Source organism: Thermus altitudinis (genome assembly GCF_022760835.1).
Taxonomy (GTDB): domain Bacteria; phylum Deinococcota; class Deinococci; order Deinococcales; family Thermaceae; genus Thermus; species Thermus altitudinis.
Genome location: NZ_JAKTNQ010000037.1, coordinates 1 through 17,863, shown reverse-complemented (window position 1 = coordinate 17,863; position 17,863 = coordinate 1). Strand labels below are relative to the sequence as shown.

Genomic DNA, 17,863 nt, shown 5'->3' with positions numbered 1-17,863 from the left:
CCATCCCATGGTAGCACGTCTGCCGCCTTGGAGCCCCTGCTCCAAATGAACCTGGCGGACGTGGGAGGTCCATGTATCCCGGGTTTGCAAACCGGGGGATTGTAGCCCCCCACACCCCCCTTTTCTCTAAGGCCAAGGCTTCCCGTACACCCTAACCTCGGCCCCGGGGAAGGCGGTTTGCAATAGGTCTTTCAGGAAAAGGGCCGCTGAGGGCAGAAGCCCCCCGCAGGGACCTTCCATGTAGAGGAAGAGGTAGCGGGGCCTCCTCGGAGACTGGGAAAAAGCCAGGCAGCCCTCGTACTCGGGGAAGTACTCGTAAAAGAGTTCCAGAAGGTCCTGCACCAGCTCTTTGGCCTCGGGCAGGGCCTCAATGGAACTTTGCGGCTTGACCCAGAAGGTCATGGCCTTCATGCAACACCATTATGGCCTAGTGGAGTGGGCCCCTTTGGCCCGGAGCCTGGGCCAAGGGCCCTCGAGGAATAAGATGGAAAAGCCTATGCAAGCCCTCTTCTGGACCCTAGGCCTTTCCTGGGGAGCCTTCTTGGCCTTTTACCTGGGGGGCGGAAGGGTGGATACCCCTGCCTACCTGGCCTTCAGCCTCCTTTACATGTGGGTTCCCGGCCTGGTGGCCCTTTACTTTGCCCGTAAGGAAGGGCTGCACCTGCCCCTGGCCTTAAAGCCCAACCCCTACTGGCTTTTCGCCTGGCTCTTTCCCGTGGCCCTCACCCTCCTTTCCATCCCCTTGAGCCTTCCCTTTGGCACCTGGCAGGGCTTGGATGCCCTCCGGTCCACCATCCCCCCGGAAGCCGCCCCAGGGATCCCCGAAGCCTTCTGGAGGCTCCTGCCCCTGGCCTTGATCCTCTCCGCCCTGGTGGCGGGGGCCACGGTGAACCTCCTGGCCGCCTTGGGGGAGGAGCTCATGTGGCGGGGATACCTTTGGGAAAAGCTCCGGGAAAGGGGTTTCTGGCCCGCCAGCCTGGAGATCGGCTTCTGGTGGGGCCTATGGCACGCCCCCCTCATCCTGGCCGGCCACAACTACCCCAGGGAGCCCCTTCTCGGGGTTCCCATGATGATCCTCTTCACCCTGGCCTTAACCCCCGTCCTCCTTTGGGTGCGGGAAAAGGGAGGCTCGGTATTGGCCGCAGCCCTCCTCCACGGCACCTTAAACGCCATCGCCGGCCTATCCCTCCTTTTGGTGGAGCGCACCCACGACCTCCTCACCGGAGTGGTAGGGCTTCCCGGGCTTTTCCTGCTCTCCCTCTTCAACCTCTGGCTGAGGAGGCGGGTATAGTCAAGGGGATGCGGTTTCTGGTGCTTTCGGGGCTATCCGGGGCGGGCAAGACCACGGCCAAGGGCTTTTTGGAGGACCTGGGCTACTTCATGGTGGATAACCTTCCCCCAGGCCTGTGGCCCGCCCTTTTGCAGGAGCTGGGCGGGAAGGGGGTGGAGCGGGCGGGGGTGGTGCTGGACGCCCGGGCCCTGGCCTTCTTTGGGGATTTGGAAACGGCCTTGGACGGGCTCAAGCCCACGGTGGTCTACCTCGAGGCCCGCCCCGAGGTGCTCCTCCGCCGCTACAACCTGACCCGGAGGGTCCACCCCTTAGGGGCAGGCAACCTCATGCGGGAGATCGGGGAGGAGCGCCGCATCCTGGGCCCCTTAAGGGCCCGGGCCCACCTGGTCCTGGACACCTCGGAGCTTTCCCCCAGGGCCCTTAAGGAAGCCTTGGTGCGCTTTCTGGGGGAGGAGGCGGGCTTCCTTTTGCGCCTCATCTCCTTCGGCTTCAAGTGGGGTCCGCCCCAGGAGGCGGATCTGGTCCTGGACGTGCGCCCCCTGCCCAACCCCCATTACGACCCTGCCCTGAAGCCCAAAACGGGGCTGGCCCCCGAGGTCCAGGCCTACGTGTTCCGGGAGGAGCACGAACCCTACTACCGGGCCCTTCTGGCGGTGGTGGGGCTGGCGGCAGAAGGAGCCAAGGCGGAGGGAAGGGCCTTTTACACCGTGGCCGTGGGGTGCACCGGGGGAAGGCACCGGAGCGTGGCGGTGGCGGAACGGCTGGCCGAAGAGCTCGCAAGCCGCTTCCGGGTGGAGGTGAACCACCGGGATGTGGACAAGGAGGAGTAAGCCCCTGGGATTCTCCCGGGGGGCCAAAGGGCTCGCCCGGCGCTTTCCCCCCCTTCGTTGGCTTTACCCGGGAATGCGGGTGAAGCGCTACGCAGCCTTGGCGGGCCTCGGGGTCCTTCTTACCGCCTACGGCCTCGCCCGCTTCCTCCCACCCCCACCCCCGGAACCTGGGGCCTGGGTCTTGATCCTCCTGGGCCTCCTCCTCCTGGTGGGGGGGATAAGGAGCATGAACCGCAGCATGCTCTCCGCCTTCACCGAGCCCGAGGAGGTGCCGGAACGGGTCTATGTGCGAAGAAGGCTGGAGCAAGGGCCCAAGGTGGTGGCCTTTGGCGGCGGCACCGGGCTTTCCCGGGTGCTTAGGGGCCTAAAGGAGCACACGGCCAACACCACCGCCATCGTGGCGGTGACCGACGACGGAGGCTCCACGGGCCGGCTTAGAGCTGCCTTTGGCCTACCGGCGGTGGGGGACCTGGTGGACTGCCTGGCGGCCCTTTCCGACCATCCCGCTTTGCCTAAGCTGCTCCACCACCGTTTCCAGGAGGGGGAGCTCAAGGGCCACACCTTCGGCAACCTGTTCCTCTTGACCCTGAACCAGGAAGCCAAGGACTTCGCCCAGGCCATCCTCGAGGCCAACGCCATCCTGCAGCTGAGGGGCCAGGTCCTTCCCGCCACCCCCGAGGCGGTGCGGCTTAAGGCCCGCTTTCGGGACGGATCCGAGGTGGTGGGGGAGGTGGCCATCCGGGAGAAAAGGGGGCAAATCCGGGAGGTCTTCCTGGAACCCGAACCCCTAAGGGTTATGGAGGAGGCCCTCCAGGCCATCCACCAGGCGGACCTCCTGGTCCTGGGACCGGGAAGCCTATACACCAGCGTCATCCCCAGCTTCCTGCCCAAACCCCTCCTGGAGGCCTTAGCCCGGGCCAAGGCCCCCCTGGTCTACGTGGTGAACCTCATGACCGAGCCCGGGGAAACCGAGGGCTACACCGCTTACGACCACTACAAGGCCATCGCCTACCACCTGGGCCGGAGGCCCCAGGCGGTCCTGGTGCACACCGCCCCCATTCCCGAGGAGGTCCTTAGCCGCTACGCCCAGGAGGGGCGCTTTCCCGTGGCCTTTGATCCCAGGCCCTTCGCCGTGGACGGGGTGCGGGTGATCGCCGGGGATTTCCGGGAGAAGGGCCTTTTGGCCCAGCACGACCCGGAAAAGGTGGTAAAGGCCCTTTTATCCCTGGTATAAAGATGGCCGTGCTCTTCCTCTTCCAAGACCCCTTGGGCGACGATCAGGGCCTGGCCTACCTCTATCCCCGGGCCGCCCTCTTCCAGGAGGCCGGGGAGGGGTATGCCGACCTCCTGGCCCTGGCGGGGGAGGAACGGGAAGGGAGGCTGGTCCTCAAGGTGCGCCTGAGCCGCTACCCCAATCCCCTCCAGGGGCCCCTGGGCTTCAGCCTGGCCACGGTGGTCCTGTGGCTGGACACGGGGGAAGGGGGCGAAGAACGCCTGCTCCCGGGGCTTTCCACGCCTCCTGGCCAAGGGTTTGAGGTGGCCTACGTGCTCACGGGGTTCGGGGGGGAGAAGCGAAGCCCCACCGGGGAGCGGAAGCCGGTGAGGGTGTGGCGGGAAGGGGAGTGGGTGGCGGTGGACACCGAACTCCCCCCCAAGCCCTACGGCTACTACGGGGCCGTGGGCCTCTTTGACCCCTTTGCCCCCTGGTACCTGCGCCCCACAAGCCCGGAGGGGGGCCCGTGGACCCTGGGGGCTCCTCCGGGAAGTCCCCCAGCGGTGGACCTGTTGGCCCAGGACCCCCTGGAACAGGTGCGGGCCTACCAGACCGGCCTTCTGAAACCCCTCAGGCCCCAGGGGTTCGCCCTCAAGAGGGAAAGCCTTCTGGCCTTCGCCCTAGGCGGGGTTTCCCTCCTCCTGGCCTTCCTCCTCCGCAAGGGTTAAAGGGGGCGCAAGTCCTCCAGAAGAAGCCAGCCCACCCCCTGGGGAAGGCCCCCCAGTATCCCCTGGAGGATGGGGGCCAGGCCCTCCGCCAAGGGCTTGAGGGCCTCCGGGGGTTCTTCCGCCAGGACCAGCAGGGTGAGCTGGTAGAAGCGCTGGCTGTGGGTGGGGGTGCCGTCCTGGAAAAAGGGGGTGGGGGGCGGCACCTCGTCCAGGAGAAGCCTAGCCCCCTCCACCTCCTGGGGAAGGAGGGTTTTCAGGTCCAAGGGGGCCTCCCTGGGGTGCCAGAGGTAGCCCTGAAAAAGCCGCACCGCTTGCACCCGCTCAGTCTAGAACCTCCCGCACCTCCTCACCGTAGCGGTAGACCCTCGGAAGCCGGCGGGAAAGGTGCACCGCCACCTCGTAGGGGATGGTGCCCCGGGCTTCGGCCCAGGCGCAAAGCCCCGTGGGGCCAAAGTCCGGGGAGACCACCTCCAAGACCGCGTCCAGGGGCCAGGGCCCGGGGGCCAGGACCGTGGTCTGATCCATGGAGATGCGGCCCGCCACCGGGTAAAGACCCCCCTCAGGCCCCTTCACAAAGCGCACCGCCCCCCGGGGGAGGCCATCGGCATAGCCCACAGGCAGGGTAAGGAGCCACTCCCCCCCTTGGGCCACATACTCCCCGCCGTACCCCACCCGGTCGCCCGCCTTGAGCCTTTTCACCAGGGTGGGCCGGGCCAGGAGGCGGAGGAGGGGCTTTAGCCCGAAGCCGGGGATGAGGCCATAGAGGGCCAGGCCCACCCGGACGTTCTCCCCCCCGTGCAGGAGAAGCCCGTGGGAGTTTTCCAGGTGGTAGAAGTACCCTCCTCCCAACGCCTCCCGCACCCTTTGGAAGCGGCTCCTTTGCACCTCCACGAAGGCCTGGTCCTCCCCGGCAGTGGCCAGGTGGCTGTAGATCCCCTCCACCCTCACCCCCAAGGCTTCCACCGCCCGTAGGGCCTCCCTGGCCTCCTCCCAGGGAAAGCCCACCCGGTTCATCCCCGTGTCCACCTTGAGGTGGGCCCTGGGGGTTAGGCCCAAGGCCGAAGCCCTCTGCGAAAGGGCCCTGGCCGCCTCGAGGGTGGAAAGGGTGGGCACCAGGCCCAGGCGCAAGGCCGCTTCCGCCTCCAGGGGGTGGAGGCTTCCCAGGAGCAAGACCTCGCCTTCCACCCCCCCTTGCCTCAAGGCCCTTCCCTCCCCCAGCGTGGCCACCGCCACCCGCTTCGCTCCCCTCTGGAAGAGGAAGCGGGCCAGGGGCAAGGCCCCATGCCCGTAGGCCTCCGCCTTGAGGACGGGGATCACCTCTCCCCTGGCCTGGGCTCTAAGGAAAAGCCAGTTGGCCTCCAGGGCCTTCAGGTCCACCTCTATCCAAGCCCGGGCCTCGAGGTGGGCTGTGGCGTGACCCATGCTAGTCCTCCAGAAGCCCCACAAAGCGGTGGGGATCCGGGTCCAGCTTAAAACGGCGGCGGTCCAAGCGGGAAAGGAGTTCCCCAAGCCGCTCCGTGCTTCCCTTTAGGAGAAGGTGGAAGATGTACATCCCCTTGACCCGGGGCACCGGGGCCGGGGCCGGGCCCAGCACCTCCCCCTCCCGGGCCACGCCCTTTAGGGCAGAGAGGAGGGCGTAGGCCTCCTCGAGGGCCCGCTCCTCCTTGCGGTGGGCCACCTCCAGCTTCACCATGCGCACCTTGGGAGGGTAGTCCAAGGCCTCCCGCAGGGCCTTTTCCCTCCAGGGGAAAACCTCCACGCTCCCCTCTAAAAGCGCCTGGTGGGCAGGGTGGTCGGGCGTGTAGGTCTGGAGGACCAGAAGGGGCCTCCGCCCCGGCCTAAGCTCGGTGAGGGCCCAAAGCAGGCGATGGTACCGCTCGGCGGCGCGGAAATCCGAATCGTAGAGGAAACCGTCGGCATAGGGCAGGAGAACCAAGGCCAGCTCCGGGAGAACCGGGCCCCGGAGGAGGGCGGTGGTGCCCACCACCACCCCGGGTTCCCCCCCAAGGAGAGGGCCCAGGTCATCCTTTGCCTCCTTGGAGTAGCGGTACACGGGTAGGGAAAGGCGGCCGCTTAGCTCCTCCCGCAACCACTCCAGCCCTGGCCCCTTGGGCTCGAGGAGGGGGGAGCCACACCCTGGGCAAAGGGCCGGGGGAGGCTCCCGGTGGCCACACTGGTGGCAGACCAGCTCCCCCCTTCCCCCCTTGTGGTAGCGCAAGGGAAGGGCGCAGTTGGGGCAGGTGGGCTTGAAGCCGCAATCCGCGCAAAGGAGGAGGGCGCTATACCCCAGGCGGGGGGAAAGGACCAAGGCCTGCCGCCCCTTCTCCTGCACCTGCTCTAGAAGGGCCCAGGCCCTGCCCGCAAGGGGATACCCCTTCTCCCGCCTTAGGTCCACCAGGAGAACCCGGGGCTTGGGCACGGGAAAGGCCAGGCCCGGCTTTTCCAAGACCTCCACCGCAGGCACCAGGGAAAGGTAGGTGAGGGGGACCCCGAGAAGCCGGGCCCGGAGCTCCGCCAGAGGAGGCACAAAGGCCCGGGTTCCCGAGGGAAGCTTGTAGCTTTCGCTCCCCTCCTCCACCACCACCAAGGAATCCGGGGTGAAGGGGAGGAGTAGCCCGCCATAGGTGGCGAAAATCAAGCCCTCAGCCCGCCGGAAAAGGGCCTCCCGCGCTTCCCGAGCCAGGCCCCCGTGGTAGGGCTTGGCCTGGGGGAAGTGAAGAAGGAACCGTTCCAGAAGGCTCACCTCGGGGAAGAGCACCAGGTGGTTTCCCTTGGCCACCAGGCCCGCCAGAAAGCGCATCCTCTCCCCCAGCCTTCCCCCGTTCAGCCTCTCGGGCCTTTCCGGAAGGAAAAGGGGTTCCAGGGGCTTGCCCGGATGGGAAACCTCCCGGGGAGGTCCGTAGCCGATGTACCCTTCGGCGAGAAGCCTCTTCACCCGGCCTACCCCCACCCCGGCGGCCCGGGCCAAGGCCGCCAGGCTTTCCGCCTGGCCCAAGGAGCGGAGCACCTGCAAGACCCCATCCAACACCGGCTCGGGATGGTGTTCCTTCAAGGGGAGAAGGACCCGTCTCCCCTCCTTAAAGGCCACCTCCTCCTCTAAAACCCCAGCCTCCCGCAGGTAATCCAACAGCTTGGGGTCAAACCCCTTGGCCTCCTGCCAGGTGGTGAGGCCCTCCAAGCCCTGGGGCAAAAGGCCAGGGTCCGCCCCAGGGTAAAGGCGGACCCGGTGCCTAAGCTCAGGGAAAGGGGGCAGGAAGTCGGCCAGCACCTGGCCCAAGGGGGCAAAGAGGTAGCGGGCCGCTTCCTCCAGGAAAAGGATCTCCTCCGGGCGCAAATAGGGCCTCGAGTCCAGATAGGCGATGGCGTGCCGCAAGGCATGGCTCGGCCTGCCTCCTTCCCCCACCACCACCCCCACCCGCACCTCCCCCCGCCAGGGCACCGCCACCCGCTTGCCCAAGGCCTCCTCTTCCCCCCGGTCCAAGGGGGGTAGGTAGGTCATGGGGGGAAGGGGCAGGGGCAAGGCCACCTGAAGAAGGCGCATGCTGCCCATAGGATAAGGGGGATGCGGTGGGCGGTGGTGCTCTCCGGGGTAGCCCTCTATAGCGCCCTCTATGCGGTGGTGCCCCTGCTTCCCCTTTTGGAAGGGCTCTTCGCGGCTCCTCCCGGAGCCGCGGGGCCAGGCATGGGCCTACCCCTGCTGCTTTTGGTCCTCCTCTCCCCCCTGGTGCCCCGGCTGGGCCTGCCCGCCGGAACCCTGTTGGGGGGAGGGCTGCTTTTGGTGGGGCTGGGAGGCGCCTTGGGAGCCCTAAGCCCAAGCCTTTTCCTCTGGACCCTAGGCCGCCTCCTCCAGGGGGTGGGGGCCGCCTTGGTGCCCGCCTTGGCCATCGCCCTCATCCCCCTCCTTTTCCCGCAAAGGGCCTGGGAGATGGCCGGGGTGTACATGGCGGGAAACGTTCTGGGCGGGGGTATGGGCCGGGTGCTGGCGGGGCTCCTGGCCGAGGCCGTGGGAGTGAGGGGAAGCCTCTTGCTCCTCTCCTTGCCTGCGCTTTTTCTCGGCCTCCTTCTGCTCCGCACCCCAAGAGGGCTTCCCACCTTGGGACGGCCACAATACGACCTCCAGGCCTTTCCCCTTTACCTGGTGGGGGCCATCCTCCTTTTCCTGAACCTCTTCCTGGCCAACCTCCTGCCCTATCGTCTCCTTGAGCTGGGATTCCGTCCGGGGGAGGTGGGCCTCGTGTACCTGGCCTATCTCCTCGGCATCCCGGGAAGCGCCCTTTCGGGCCTTCTGGCCAACCGGTTCGGGGGAGTGGCCACCTTCCGCCTGGCCTTTTTCGGAGTGCTTCTGGGCCTTGGCCTTATGTTCCTTCCCCCTCCTTCCCTAATCCTGGGATTTGCCCTGTTGATGGCCGCCCTCTTCACCGCCCAAAGCCTGGTTTCCGGAACGGCGGGAAGAAGGGGGGCCGGGGTAAGCGGCACCTATGTGGCCGCCTTTTACCTGGGGGGCACCCTGGCAGGCCTTCTCTATCCCTTTTTTCTCCACAGCTTCCCCCTGGCGGTGGCGGTGGCCGTGGGATTAGCCCTTTGGGCCCTTTGCCTGGCTCCCGTGCGCTGAGGTCCCGTAGCATAACCCCATGGAGCTTCACGCCGCCGACCAGTACCTGGTGGCCCCTGCGGAGGCCGGGCTTCTTGCGGTCTATGGAAGGCTTGCCGGGAGCGGGCTTTACCCTCCCTTTCCCCCGGTGGAGCTCCCCGGGGGGGTGGGGGGGCTTGTGGAACGGGGAGGGTTTGGCCAGACCTTTTTCTTTCCGGGGGAAGTATTGGGCCTTACCTTCAAAACCCCCAAGGGCCGGGTGGTGCGGGCCGGGGGAGTGGTGGTGAAGAACGTGCAGGGCTATGACCTGGTGCGGCCTTTTGTGGGAAGTTTTGGGCTTTTGGGCGAGGCCCTCGAGGTGGTCTTCCGCCTGCGGCCGGGGCGGGCCTCGGCCTTTTTGAAAAGGCCCTTCACCGGGGAGTTTCCCCAACTGGCCCCCACCCCGCGCTTCCTCTTTGCCCTCCTGGAGGGGGGCAGTTGGTGGCTTTACGTCTTTCACTTTGGCCACGAAAAGGAGGTGGCCCGCCTCCAAGAGGCCTTTGCCGGGGAGGAGGCCAAGCCCTTGGACCTGCGTCCCCTCTTCCCCCAAGGGATGGGGGTGGGAGAGGGCCCCCTGAAGGACCTCCGCTTTTCCTGGGCGGATGGGGGCGGGGCCCCGGAGCCTCCCGAGGTCTTCCGGAAGCTGGCCCAGGCCCTTTAGGTTCCCCCATGGCCCAAGCGGGGGGAAAGGGACTCCTCGGCCTATCCGGGGGCGCGGGAGGCTGCCGCCATCCCCTTGCCCCACCCTCCCCCCGCCGGGGATAGGGCACGGTATTCTCTAAGGGATGCGGGAGCTCGAGCAAGAAGCCCTAGCCGCCATCCGGGAAGCCCAAGACCTCGAGGCCCTCAAGGCCCTAAAGGCCCGCTACCTGGGCAAAAAAGGCCTCCTCACCCAGGAGATGAAGGCCCTCTCCCGCCTTCCCCTGGAGGAAAGGAAAGAAAAGGGCCAGATCCTGAACGCCCTTAAGGAGGCCATTGCCAGGGCCCTGGAGGAGCGGGAAAGGGCTTTGGTGGAGGAGGAGCTGAAGAGGACCCTGGAAAAGGAGCGTCTGGACGTGTCCTTGCCTGGGGTGGAAACCTTTGTGGGGGGCCTCCACCCCATCACCCTCATGGAACGGGAGCTGGTGGAGATCTTCCGCTCCTTGGGTTACCAGGCGGTGGAAGGCCCCGAGGTGGAAAGCGAGTTCTTCAACTTTGACGCCCTGAACATCCCCGAACACCACCCGGCGCGGGACATGTGGGACACCTTCTGGCTGGAAGGGGAAGAGCACGGCCTTCCCGGACCCTTGGGGGAGGAGGTGCGGGGAAGGCTCCTCTTGCGCACCCACACCTCGCCCATGCAGGTGCGCTACATGGTGGCCCACACCCCCCCTTTCCGCATCGTGGTGCCGGGGCGGGTCTTCCGCTTTGAGCAGACGGACGCCACCCATGAGGCGGTCTTCCACCAGCTGGAGGGATTGGTGGTGGGGGAAGGGATCACCATGGCCCACCTGAAGGGGGCCATCTACGAGCTGGCCCAGGCCCTTTACGGCCCTGAGTCCCGGGTGCGCTTCCAGCCCATCTACTTCCCCTTCGTGGAACCCGGGGCCCAGTTCGCCATCTGGTGGCCTGAGGGAGGAAAGTGGCTGGAGCTGGGGGGAGCGGGGATGGTCCACCCCAAGGTTTTCCAAGCGGTGGACGAGTACCGAAAGTCCCTGGGCCTGCCCCCCGCCTACCAGGGGGTCACGGGCTTCGCCTTTGGGCTGGGAATAGAGCGCCTGGCCATGCTTCGCTACGGCATCCCCGACATTCGCTACTTCTTCGGGGGAAGGCTTAAGTTCTTGGAACAGTTCCGGGGGATTTTATGAAGGTGCCCTTTACCTGGCTTAAAAGCTACCTACCCGAGCTGGAAAGCCCTGAGGTGCTGGAGGAGCGCCTGGCAGGCTTGGGCTTGGAAACCGACCGCATGGAGAAGGTCTTCCAGATCCCGGGTGGCGTGGTCTATGCCCGGGTCCTCGAGGTCACCCCCTTGGGGCTGACCGAGGCCCATCCCCTCCCCGGAACCGGCCTGAAACGCCTGGTCTTGGATGCGGGGAGGGTGGTGGAGGTGGTCTCGGGGGCGGAAAACGCCCGTGCGGGGATCGGGGTGGCCCTGGCCCTTCCCGGCACCGAGGTGCGGGGACTCCGCATCGGGGAAAGGACCATCCAGGGGGTGGTCTCCCACGGCATGGCCCTTTCCCCCAAGGAGCTGGGGGTGGGGGAGTACGGGGGTGGGCTTTTGGAGTTCCCGCCCGATGCCCTCCCCCCTGGCACCCCCTTGGCCGAGGCCTGGCCGGAAGAAGTGGTGCTGGATATCGAGGTCACCCCCAACCGCCCGGATGCCCTGGGCATCCTGGGCCTAGCCTTTGACCTTCATGCCTTGGGCTATGGCTTGGTCCTGCCCGAGGTGCGGCTGGAAACGGAAAACGTGCCCCTCCCCTTTGGCCTCCGGGTGCAGGACCCCAAGGGGGCTCCCCACTTCACCCTTTCCTATGCCTTCGGCCTCCGGGTGGGGCCAAGCCCCATCTGGCTCCAGCGGATCCTTTTTGCCTGCGGCATGCGGCCCATCAGCAACGTGGTGGACGTCACCAACTACGTGATGCTGGAACGGGCCCAGCCCATGCACGCCTTTGACCTTCGGTATATCGGGGAGGGGATCCTGGTGCGCAGGGCCCGGCCCGGGGAAAGGCTCACCACCCTGGACGGGGTGGAGCGGGAACTCCACCCCGAGGACCTGGTGATCGCCGGCTACCAAGGGGAAAGGAGTTTCCCCCTGGGCCTTGCCGGGGTCATGGGGGGGGCGGAAAGCGAGGTGCGGGAGGACACGGAGGCCATCGCCCTCGAGGTGGCCCAGTTTGACCCCATTTCCATCCGCAAGACCGCCCGGCGGCAGGCCCTGCGCACCGAGGCCAGCTACCGCTTTGAGCGCGGGGTGGACCCCATGGGCCAGGTGCCCGCGGCGAGGTGGGCCCTAAGCCTCCTCCAGGCCCTGGCGGGGGCCCGGGTGGCGGAGAGGATCCTGGAGGAGGGAACTCCCAGAGAACCCGAGCCCATCCCCTTCCGCCCCCAGTACGCCAACCGGCTCCTCGGCACCCAGTACCCGGAGGAGGTGCAGCTTTCCATCCTAAGGCGCCTGGGCTGCCGGGTGGAAGGGGAAGGCCCTTACCGGGTCACACCCCCTAGCCGCCGCCTGGACTTAAAGCTAGAAGAGGACCTGGTGGAGGAGATCGCCCGCATCCAGGGCTACGAGAGCATCCCCCTGGACCTTCCCGCTTTCTTCCCCGCCCCCGATAACCGGGGGGTGGAAAGGCCCTACCAAAGGGAACGCCGCCTGCGGGAACTCCTTTCGGGCCTGGGCTTCCAGGAGGTCTACACCTATAGCTTCATGGACCCCGAGGAGGCCCCCCTGTTCCGCCTGCCCCCACCCCCCTGGCGCCTCAAAAACCCCTTGAGCCCGGAGAAGGCCGCCCTGAGGACCCACCTCTTCCCCAGCCTCCTCCGGCTCCTCCAGGAAAACCTGGCCCTGGATCGCCCGCCAAAGGCCCTTCTCTTTGAGGTGGGCAAGGTTTTTGGGAAGGAGGGAGCGTGGGTGAGGGAGGAAACCCACCTGGCAGGCCTCCTCTTCGGAAATGGCCTTGGTCTTCCCCATGGGGATAGGCTTTCAGGGTACCCCCTCCTCAAGGGGCTTCTGGAGGCCTTGTTGGACCGGCTGGGCCTGGACCTGCGGGTGGAGGCCCATCCCTACCCCTTCCTCCATCCCGGGGTTTCGGGGAAGGTGCGGGTGGCCGGGGAGGAAAAAGGGTTCCTGGGCCAGGTACATCCGGAGATCCTCGCGGCCCTGGAGCTTCCCCCGGTCTTCCTCTTTGAGCTGGTCCTTCCCCTCCCCGAAAAGCCCTTCCGCTTCCAGGACCCCTCCCGCTACCCCCTGGCCCTCAGGGACCTGGCGGTGGTGGTCCCCGAGGCCACGCCCTACGGGGAGGTAGAGGCCCTTCTTCGCCAAGCGGCAGGACCCTATCTGGAAAGCCTTCAACTGTTTGACCTTTACCAGGGCCCACCCCTCAGGGAGGGGGAGAAGAGCCTGGCCTTCCACCTCCGCTTCCGCCACCCCGAGCGCACCCTGAAGGACGAGGAGGTGGAGGAGACCATGGTCCGTCTCCTGGCCGCCTTAAGGACCCGGGGGTGGGACATCCGGGGCTAGGGGGTAAACTGAGGCCATGCTCACCTGGGTGGACCTCCTGGCCCTCCTCAGCCTGGCCGTGGGCCTGGCCTGGGGTTACCGGAGTGGCCTCCAGGGGGCCTTTGCCGGGCTTGGGGTCGTGCTCTACCTCCTCCTGGCCCAGGTGGGGCTTGTCGGCCCCTGGTGGGGTCTGGGCCTAGGGCTTCTCCTGGGGCTTCTGGCCAAAAGCCTTCCCCTCCCCTCGCTTTCCCAGGGCCTCGAGGCCCTTCTGGGTTCCTTGGGAGGGTTCCTGTTGGGCCTATTCCTGGCCCTGGCCATCTGGACCGGCTACCCCTGGGAAAAGACCGCCGCCGGAACCCTTCGCTACCCCTCCTTAAGCCTTCCCACCCCGGTATACGACGGGATAAGCCAAAGCCCCTTCGCCCGGGAGGCCTTCCGCCTGGCCTGGACCTCCCCCTGGCTGCGGCGGGCCCTAGGCCTAGGTGAGCCGTAAGGCTAGCTACAGGGCCAGAACCCGCGATAGGGCCAAGAGGGCACGGTTGATGTCCTTTTTGCGCTCCACCGCCTCCTTGAGGGGGGTGAGCTCCACCTCCCCCTCCACCTCCCCCACCATGACCCCGCTGGTTCCCCCGGCCAGGGCCTCCACCGCCGCCGCCCCCAAACGGCTGGCCAGGATGCGGTCCTTGGCGGTGGGGCTCCCTCCCCGCTGGATATGGCCCAGGACCGTGACCCGGGCCTCCACCGGCACGTGCTCCCTTATGGCGGCAAGAAGCCCCGCTGCCCCCCCGGGATAGGCCCCTTCCGCCACCACCACAATGGAGCTGGACTTGCCCCGGCGCAGGGACTCCAGAAGCCCCTCGGCGATGGCCCTGGGGTCCACGGGCTCCTCGGGTACGGCGATCACCTCGGCCCCCCCGGCCAGGCCCACGTCCAAGGCGATGAAGCCGGCATGCCGCCCCATCACCTCAATGAAGAAGACCCGCTCGTGGCTGGCGGCGGTGTCCCGGATGCGGTCTATGGCCTCGAGGGCCGTGTTCACCGCAGTGTCAAAGCCAATGGTGTAATCGGTGCCGTAGAGGTCGTTGTCAATGGTGCCCGGAACCCCCACCACGGGAACCCTGTGCTCCTCCAGAAGGCGCATGGCCCCGCGAAAGGTCCCATCCCCCCCGATGGCCACCAGGCCCACGATCCCCGCCGTCTTAAGCTTCTCCGCCGCCTTGGCCCTCCCCTCCTCGGTGAGAAACTCCTGGCTTCTTGCGGTGAGGAGGATGGTCCCCCCACGCTGGAGGATGTTGGCCACATCCCGCACCCCCAAGGGCACCATCTCCCCCAGGATCATGCCCGCATACCCGCGGCGGATGCCGATCACCTCAATACCCAAGGCATAGGCCTGTCGCACCACGGCCCTTATGGCCGCATTCATCCCCGGGGCATCGCCCCCGGAAGTAAACACCCCGATGCGTTTCATTCCTCCTCCTCCCCAGATTCCTTCGCCTCTTCCAGGGCCAGGCGATAGGCCTCGTTCCTGGGAACCCCCCTCGCCAGGAGGGCCCGGAAAAGCCCCTTGCCCGCAAGGCCTTGGGCTTTCAGCTCCTCCAAGACCCGCTGGGCCCCCACAGGCTGCGTGGCCTTAGGCCCCAGCACCAGAACGAACTCGCCCCGGGGGTTCCGAAAATGCCTCCGAGCCTCCCCCAAGGTCCCGCGGAAGACCTCCTCGTGCACCTTACTGATCTCCCGGGCCACGGCCACGGGATGCTCCGGACCATAGACCTCGGCCAGGTCCTCCAGGGTCTTGTGCAGGCGATGGGGGCTTTCATAGAGCACCGCGGTCCTCCCTTCCCGGGCTAAGGCCTGGAGGCGTTCCTTGCGTTCCCTGCCACCTTTTGGCAGAAAGCCTTCAAAGGTGAAGCGATGGGTGGGTAGACCCGAGGCCACCAAGGCGGGGATGAGGGCCGTGGGGCCCGGAAGGGCTTCCACCCGCCAGCCCCATTCTAGCGCCAAGCGCACCAGCTCGGCCCCAGGATCGGAGATGCCTGGGGTACCGGCGTCGGTGGCGTAGGCCACGTAGGCGTAAGGGGAAAGGAGTTCCTTGGCCTTTCCCAGCGTGTGCTGGTCCAAGCGCAGGGTAGGGGTAGCGAGGCCATAGTGGCGGAGGAGAATCCCGGTGCGCCGGGTGTCCTCGCAGGCCACCACCTCCACCTCCTTCAGGACCCTTAGGGCCCTTAGGGTGATGTCCTCGAGGTTCCCGATGGGGGTGGGGACCAGGACCAGGCGCACCTTAAAGGAGAACGGGCTTCAAAAGCTCCCGAACCTCCCGGAAGGTGAACTCGTACACCGAGCCCGAGGGCAGGGTGAACTCCAGAAGGTCCGGGCTTCCCGGGAAAAGGATGCGGCGCAGGGCCATGGGGCCCTGGTCGGTTTCCACATGGGCCGTCACGTAGTCGGGCTCCAGGTTGGGCTCGTCCTCCGCTTCCTTGGGGGGCTCCTCCCCGATGCCCTCCTCCAGCCGGCGAAGGGCCTCCAGAAGCTCGGCCTTCAATACGCGCACCTCCTCTTCCAGGGTGCCGTCGGAAAAGACCAGAACCGCCTCCTCCCCTTCCCCGTAGGCGGAAAGCCCCCACAAGGCCTCCCTTTCCCCCTCGGGGGGGGCCTCCACCAGCTCCAAGGTGCCGTCGGAAAGCAGGCGCAAGACCGCCCCGCAGGCCTCGCAGTCCACGAGGTCCCCCGCCTTGTACCCCTCCAGCTCTAGGGTTTCACCACACGCCGGGCAGACCATAGCCATCCTCCTAGCCCCATTGTAAGCCGCATAAAAAGGGCCGGGCCCTTCGGCCCGGCCCCGCCTCGTATTCTGAGGGGAGAGCTCTTAGTGGGCTTGATAGCGGGCGATGCAGGCCCGGACCTCCTCCAAAGCCGCCTGCCGATCCCGCCAACCCGTTACCTTGACCCATTTGCCCTTCTTGGCCTCGAGGGCCTTGTAGGTTTCAAAGAAGTGCTGGATCTCCTGCCTAACCCCCTCAGGCACATCGGCGATGTCCTGGATGTGGTCCAGGCGCTGGTCCTCGGCCACCACCCCGATGACCTTGGCGTCCCCTCCCTTCTCGTCCTCCATGAGGAGAAGGCCCACCACCCGCACCTCCACCACCACACCGGGAAGGAGGGGATAGGTGGAAAGCACCAAGCCATCCAGGGGATCCCCGTCCTCCGCCAAGGTGGAAGGGATAAACCCATAGTCCCCGGGGTAGAACTGGGCTCCAGGCAGGACCCGGTCCAGCTTGACCACCCCCAGCTCGGGGTCGTACTCGTACTTGTTTCCCGAACCGCGGGGAACCTCAATGACCATGTGCACCACCTCAGGGGCTCCTTTGCCCACCGGAAGGCTCTTCAGGTTCGCCATAGCCCCCCCATTATACGAGGACCTCCGGAAAATCGGTGACCAGGGCATCCACCCCCCAGGCAGCAAACTCTTGGGCTTGCTGGCGGCGGTTCACCGTCCAAGCCAGCACTCGGTAACGGGCCTTTAGCTCCCTGACCCTGTCCTGGGTGAGCAAGGAGGCCTCGGGGTGTACCCATTCCACCCCGAGGCAGGGGGCCAAGGCCTCTGCCTCCTCGTGCCCATAAAGAAGGCCCAAGGGGCCAACCCCAAGCCGTTTAAGCCGCACCAGGGCCAAGGGATCAAAGGAGCTCACCCAGATTCTATCCGAGGGATGGCGGGCCAGAAGCCGGGCCAAGGCCTCCTCCCGGCCGTCGGTTTCCGGAGGGAGGCTCTTCAGCTCCACGTTGATCCAGACCCCGGGGAAGGCCCGGAGCACCTCCTCGAGGGTGGGCACATAAGCCGGAAGCTCCCTAAAGCTAAGCCCGTTTAAAGGGGTTCCCCCCAGGGTGAAGTCGTGGTGCACCACCAAGACCCCATCCCGGGTCAGGTGCACGTCCAGCTCAAACCCATCCAGTCCGGCCTCGAGGGCCTTGCGGAAGGACTCCAGGGTGTTTTCCCGGGCCAGATGAGGGGCGCCACGGTGGCCTAAGCGCAGGGGCACGAGGGGAAGTATACAATGGGGCCATGGGCAAGTATGAGGCGGCGTTTTCCCGCTTGGGCGAGGAAGCCCTGGCCAAGCTGGAAGGGCCGGGTGGCTTTCTGGCCGTCACCGAAGCCCATTTGGTCTTGGTGGATGACACGGGGGTGAAACGCCTGGAGCTGGCCAGGATCCGTCGGGTGGGCAAAGGCGAGGCCGGTACCCTTCTGGTGCAGGGGGAGGGGGATTCCCTGGTCCTCCCCCTGAAGGCCTTCCCCCTGGAGGAGCTCAAAGCCTTTTTGGAAGGGCTGAAGCCCCACGTGGCCCGGGCCCGCAAGGCCACCTCGGCTCCCGCCCCTGTTCCCAAGGCCCCCCTTACCCAGGAAACAGCCCCCCCACCACCTCCCGAGCCCCCTAAGGCCCCGGTGTGGGAGGAGGAACCCCCTGCCAAGCGGGACTCGGTGGAACTGGCCCCGGAGCCGGAATCCCCTCCCCCGGCGCCCGTACCCCAAGCCAAGGGGAGAAGAAACCCTTTGGCCCTTCCCCTGAAGATCCTTTCCCTCCTAACCCTGGCCTACACCCTGGCCTTCGTGGCCCTAAACCCGGGAGCGGATCCTTGGGTGCTGGCCGGCGTTCTCCTTGGGGGTTTAGGTTTGGCCTTGACGGAATGGTCCTTGGCTACCTCTTCGCAGTAGCCCTCCTAGGCCTCCTCAGCCTCTGGCCCAAACTAGCCCCACGGCCCCACCTGGTTCAGGTGGAAACCTGGGTGGAGGTTTCCTTCCAACCTCCCGCCCCAGAACCCGTTAGCCTCAACCAGGCCAGCCTCGAGGAGCTCATGGAACTCCCCGGCGTCAGCCCCGTGCTGGCCCAGAGGATCGTGGAGGGCCGGCCCTACACCCGTGTGGAAGACCTCGTGACGACTCCCCGCTCTAAAGAGCAAGGCTTCTCGGGGACAAGTTTAAACCT

Annotated in this window: 20 protein-coding genes; 11 read left to right on the top strand and 9 right to left on the bottom strand. The window is 66.6% G+C overall.

Translation table 11 applies throughout. The features are described 5' to 3' along the window. Positions 1-126 precede the first annotated feature (126 nt). Complete coding sequence (locus tag L0D16_RS10980) at positions 127-411, bottom strand: hypothetical protein (RefSeq protein ID WP_243031940.1); 285 nt, start codon at positions 409-411, stop codon at positions 127-129. A gap of 85 nt (positions 412-496) precedes the next feature. Here L0D16_RS10980 and L0D16_RS10975 point away from each other — a divergent pair, with 85 nt between their 5' ends. From L0D16_RS10975 to L0D16_RS10960, 4 genes are read left to right on the top strand one after another with little or no spacing between them, the layout of a single operon-like run. Beyond that, positions 497-1,291: a CPBP family intramembrane glutamic endopeptidase gene (locus L0D16_RS10975; protein WP_243031942.1), complete on the top strand. Its 795-nt coding sequence runs from the start codon at positions 497-499 to the stop codon at positions 1,289-1,291. An 8-nt stretch (positions 1,292-1,299) separates the two neighbouring features. Further along, positions 1,300-2,121: an RNase adapter RapZ gene (gene rapZ, locus L0D16_RS10970; protein WP_243031939.1), complete on the top strand. Its 822-nt coding sequence runs from the start codon at positions 1,300-1,302 to the stop codon at positions 2,119-2,121. Beyond that, positions 2,102-3,355: a gluconeogenesis factor YvcK family protein gene (locus L0D16_RS10965; protein ID WP_423247869.1), complete on the top strand. Its 1,254-nt coding sequence runs from the start codon at positions 2,102-2,104 to the stop codon at positions 3,353-3,355. Before rapZ ends, L0D16_RS10965 begins: the two co-directional genes overlap by 20 nt. Before the next feature lie 2 nt (positions 3,356-3,357). Further along, positions 3,358-4,062, top strand: a complete 705-nt coding sequence (locus L0D16_RS10960) for a glucodextranase DOMON-like domain-containing protein (protein WP_243031938.1) — start codon at positions 3,358-3,360, stop codon at positions 4,060-4,062. Here the strand turns inward: L0D16_RS10960 and L0D16_RS10955 are convergent. Genes L0D16_RS10955 through L0D16_RS10945 form a run of 3 tightly spaced genes read right to left on the bottom strand, consistent with a single transcriptional unit; the run spans position 4,059 to position 7,603 of the window. Continuing rightward, positions 4,059-4,379, bottom strand: coding sequence for a DUF3208 domain-containing protein (locus L0D16_RS10955; protein ID WP_243031937.1), 321 nt, complete (start codon positions 4,377-4,379; stop codon positions 4,059-4,061). The genes L0D16_RS10960 and L0D16_RS10955 overlap by 4 nt on opposite strands. Before the next feature lie 4 nt (positions 4,380-4,383). After that, positions 4,384-5,484: an alanine racemase gene (gene alr, locus L0D16_RS10950; protein WP_243031936.1), complete on the bottom strand. Its 1,101-nt coding sequence runs from the start codon at positions 5,482-5,484 to the stop codon at positions 4,384-4,386. A gap of 1 nt (position 5,485) precedes the next feature. Then, positions 5,486-7,603, bottom strand: coding sequence for a primosomal protein N' family DNA-binding protein (locus L0D16_RS10945; RefSeq protein WP_243031935.1), 2,118 nt, complete (start codon positions 7,601-7,603; stop codon positions 5,486-5,488). A gap of 21 nt (positions 7,604-7,624) precedes the next feature. On the opposite strand from L0D16_RS10945, the gene L0D16_RS10940 reads away from it, so the two are divergent. The 5 genes from L0D16_RS10940 (at position 7,625) to L0D16_RS10920 (ending at position 13,380) form a co-directional block, all read left to right on the top strand. After that, the gene (locus L0D16_RS10940) at positions 7,625-8,674 is read left to right on the top strand and encodes an MFS transporter (RefSeq protein WP_243031934.1); all 1,050 of its coding nucleotides are present in this window, start codon (positions 7,625-7,627) and stop codon (positions 8,672-8,674) included. Between the two features lie 19 nt (positions 8,675-8,693). Beyond that, positions 8,694-9,353 (top strand): DUF5639 domain-containing protein, encoded by a 660-nt coding sequence (locus L0D16_RS10935; protein WP_243031933.1) that lies wholly within the window; start codon positions 8,694-8,696, stop codon positions 9,351-9,353. A 124-nt stretch (positions 9,354-9,477) separates the two neighbouring features. Beyond that, entirely contained in the window at positions 9,478-10,539 is a 1,062-nt protein-coding gene (pheS, locus tag L0D16_RS10930) for a phenylalanine--tRNA ligase subunit alpha (protein WP_243031932.1), read from the top strand. Continuing rightward, positions 10,536-12,908, top strand: a complete 2,373-nt coding sequence (gene pheT, locus L0D16_RS10925; protein ID WP_243031931.1) for a phenylalanine--tRNA ligase subunit beta — start codon at positions 10,536-10,538, stop codon at positions 12,906-12,908. Before pheS ends, pheT begins: the two co-directional genes overlap by 4 nt. 16 nt (positions 12,909-12,924) lie before the next feature. Then, positions 12,925-13,380 carry a hypothetical protein gene (locus L0D16_RS10920; protein ID WP_243031930.1) on the top strand — a complete coding sequence of 152 codons (456 nt, stop codon included), beginning with the start codon at positions 12,925-12,927 and terminating at the stop codon, positions 13,378-13,380. 6 nt (positions 13,381-13,386) lie between these two features. Here L0D16_RS10920 and pfkA read toward each other — a convergent pair whose 3' ends face one another. The 5 genes from pfkA to L0D16_RS10895 all read right to left on the bottom strand — a co-directional run bounded on the left by pfkA (position 13,387) and on the right by L0D16_RS10895 (position 16,921). Further along, positions 13,387-14,355, bottom strand: coding sequence for a 6-phosphofructokinase (gene pfkA, locus L0D16_RS10915; RefSeq protein WP_243031929.1), 969 nt, complete (start codon positions 14,353-14,355; stop codon positions 13,387-13,389). After that, positions 14,352-15,164, bottom strand: a complete 813-nt coding sequence (gene rsmI, locus L0D16_RS10910) for a 16S rRNA (cytidine(1402)-2'-O)-methyltransferase (RefSeq protein WP_243031928.1) — start codon at positions 15,162-15,164, stop codon at positions 14,352-14,354. Before rsmI ends, pfkA begins: the two co-directional genes overlap by 4 nt. 1 nt (position 15,165) lies before the next feature. After that, positions 15,166-15,663, bottom strand: a complete 498-nt coding sequence (locus L0D16_RS10905) for a TFIIB-type zinc ribbon-containing protein (protein ID WP_243031927.1) — start codon at positions 15,661-15,663, stop codon at positions 15,166-15,168. Positions 15,664-15,750: 87 nt separating this feature from the next. Next, the gene (locus L0D16_RS10900; protein WP_243031926.1) at positions 15,751-16,281 is read right to left on the bottom strand and encodes an inorganic diphosphatase; all 531 of its coding nucleotides are present in this window, start codon (positions 16,279-16,281) and stop codon (positions 15,751-15,753) included. 10 nt (positions 16,282-16,291) lie between these two features. Further along, positions 16,292-16,921: a glycerophosphodiester phosphodiesterase gene (locus L0D16_RS10895; RefSeq protein WP_243031925.1), complete on the bottom strand. Its 630-nt coding sequence runs from the start codon at positions 16,919-16,921 to the stop codon at positions 16,292-16,294. Between the two features lie 23 nt (positions 16,922-16,944). Here L0D16_RS10895 and L0D16_RS10890 point away from each other — a divergent pair, with 23 nt between their 5' ends. Then, positions 16,945-17,592, top strand: a complete 648-nt coding sequence (locus L0D16_RS10890) for a YcxB family protein (RefSeq protein ID WP_243031924.1) — start codon at positions 16,945-16,947, stop codon at positions 17,590-17,592. After that, a partial coding sequence (locus L0D16_RS10885) for a ComEA family DNA-binding protein (protein ID WP_243031923.1) occupies positions 17,565-17,863 on the top strand: 299 nt, incomplete at its 3' end. The genes L0D16_RS10890 and L0D16_RS10885, both read left to right, overlap by 28 nt.

Excerpts from the sequence above, each read along its gene's own strand:
- rapZ (WP_243031939.1), top strand. The coding sequence starts at position 1,300 with ATGCGGTTTCTGGTGCTTTCGGGGCTATCCGGGGCGGGCAAGACCACG.
- L0D16_RS10945 (WP_243031935.1), bottom strand. The coding sequence starts at position 7,603 with ATGCGCCTTCTTCAGGTGGCCTTGCCCCTGCCCCTTCCCCCCATGACC.
- L0D16_RS10900 (WP_243031926.1), bottom strand. The coding sequence starts at position 16,281 with ATGGCGAACCTGAAGAGCCTTCCGGTGGGCAAAGGAGCCCCTGAGGTG.
- L0D16_RS10905 (WP_243031927.1), bottom strand. The coding sequence starts at position 15,663 with ATGGTCTGCCCGGCGTGTGGTGAAACCCTAGAGCTGGAGGGGTACAAG.
- pheT (WP_243031931.1), top strand. The coding sequence starts at position 10,536 with ATGAAGGTGCCCTTTACCTGGCTTAAAAGCTACCTACCCGAGCTGGAA.
- pheS (WP_243031932.1), top strand. The coding sequence starts at position 9,478 with ATGCGGGAGCTCGAGCAAGAAGCCCTAGCCGCCATCCGGGAAGCCCAA.
- L0D16_RS10980 (WP_243031940.1), bottom strand. The coding sequence starts at position 411 with ATGAAGGCCATGACCTTCTGGGTCAAGCCGCAAAGTTCCATTGAGGCC.
- L0D16_RS10975 (WP_243031942.1), top strand. The coding sequence starts at position 497 with ATGCAAGCCCTCTTCTGGACCCTAGGCCTTTCCTGGGGAGCCTTCTTG.
- L0D16_RS10960 (WP_243031938.1), top strand. The coding sequence starts at position 3,358 with ATGGCCGTGCTCTTCCTCTTCCAAGACCCCTTGGGCGACGATCAGGGC.
- L0D16_RS10890 (WP_243031924.1), top strand. The coding sequence starts at position 16,945 with ATGGGCAAGTATGAGGCGGCGTTTTCCCGCTTGGGCGAGGAAGCCCTG.
- L0D16_RS10920 (WP_243031930.1), top strand. The coding sequence starts at position 12,925 with ATGCTCACCTGGGTGGACCTCCTGGCCCTCCTCAGCCTGGCCGTGGGC.
- pfkA (WP_243031929.1), bottom strand. The coding sequence starts at position 14,355 with ATGAAACGCATCGGGGTGTTTACTTCCGGGGGCGATGCCCCGGGGATG.
- L0D16_RS10935 (WP_243031933.1), top strand. The coding sequence starts at position 8,694 with ATGGAGCTTCACGCCGCCGACCAGTACCTGGTGGCCCCTGCGGAGGCC.
- L0D16_RS10940 (WP_243031934.1), top strand. The coding sequence starts at position 7,625 with ATGCGGTGGGCGGTGGTGCTCTCCGGGGTAGCCCTCTATAGCGCCCTC.
- alr (WP_243031936.1), bottom strand. The coding sequence starts at position 5,484 with ATGGGTCACGCCACAGCCCACCTCGAGGCCCGGGCTTGGATAGAGGTG.
- L0D16_RS10965 (WP_423247869.1), top strand. The coding sequence starts at position 2,102 with ATGTGGACAAGGAGGAGTAAGCCCCTGGGATTCTCCCGGGGGGCCAAA.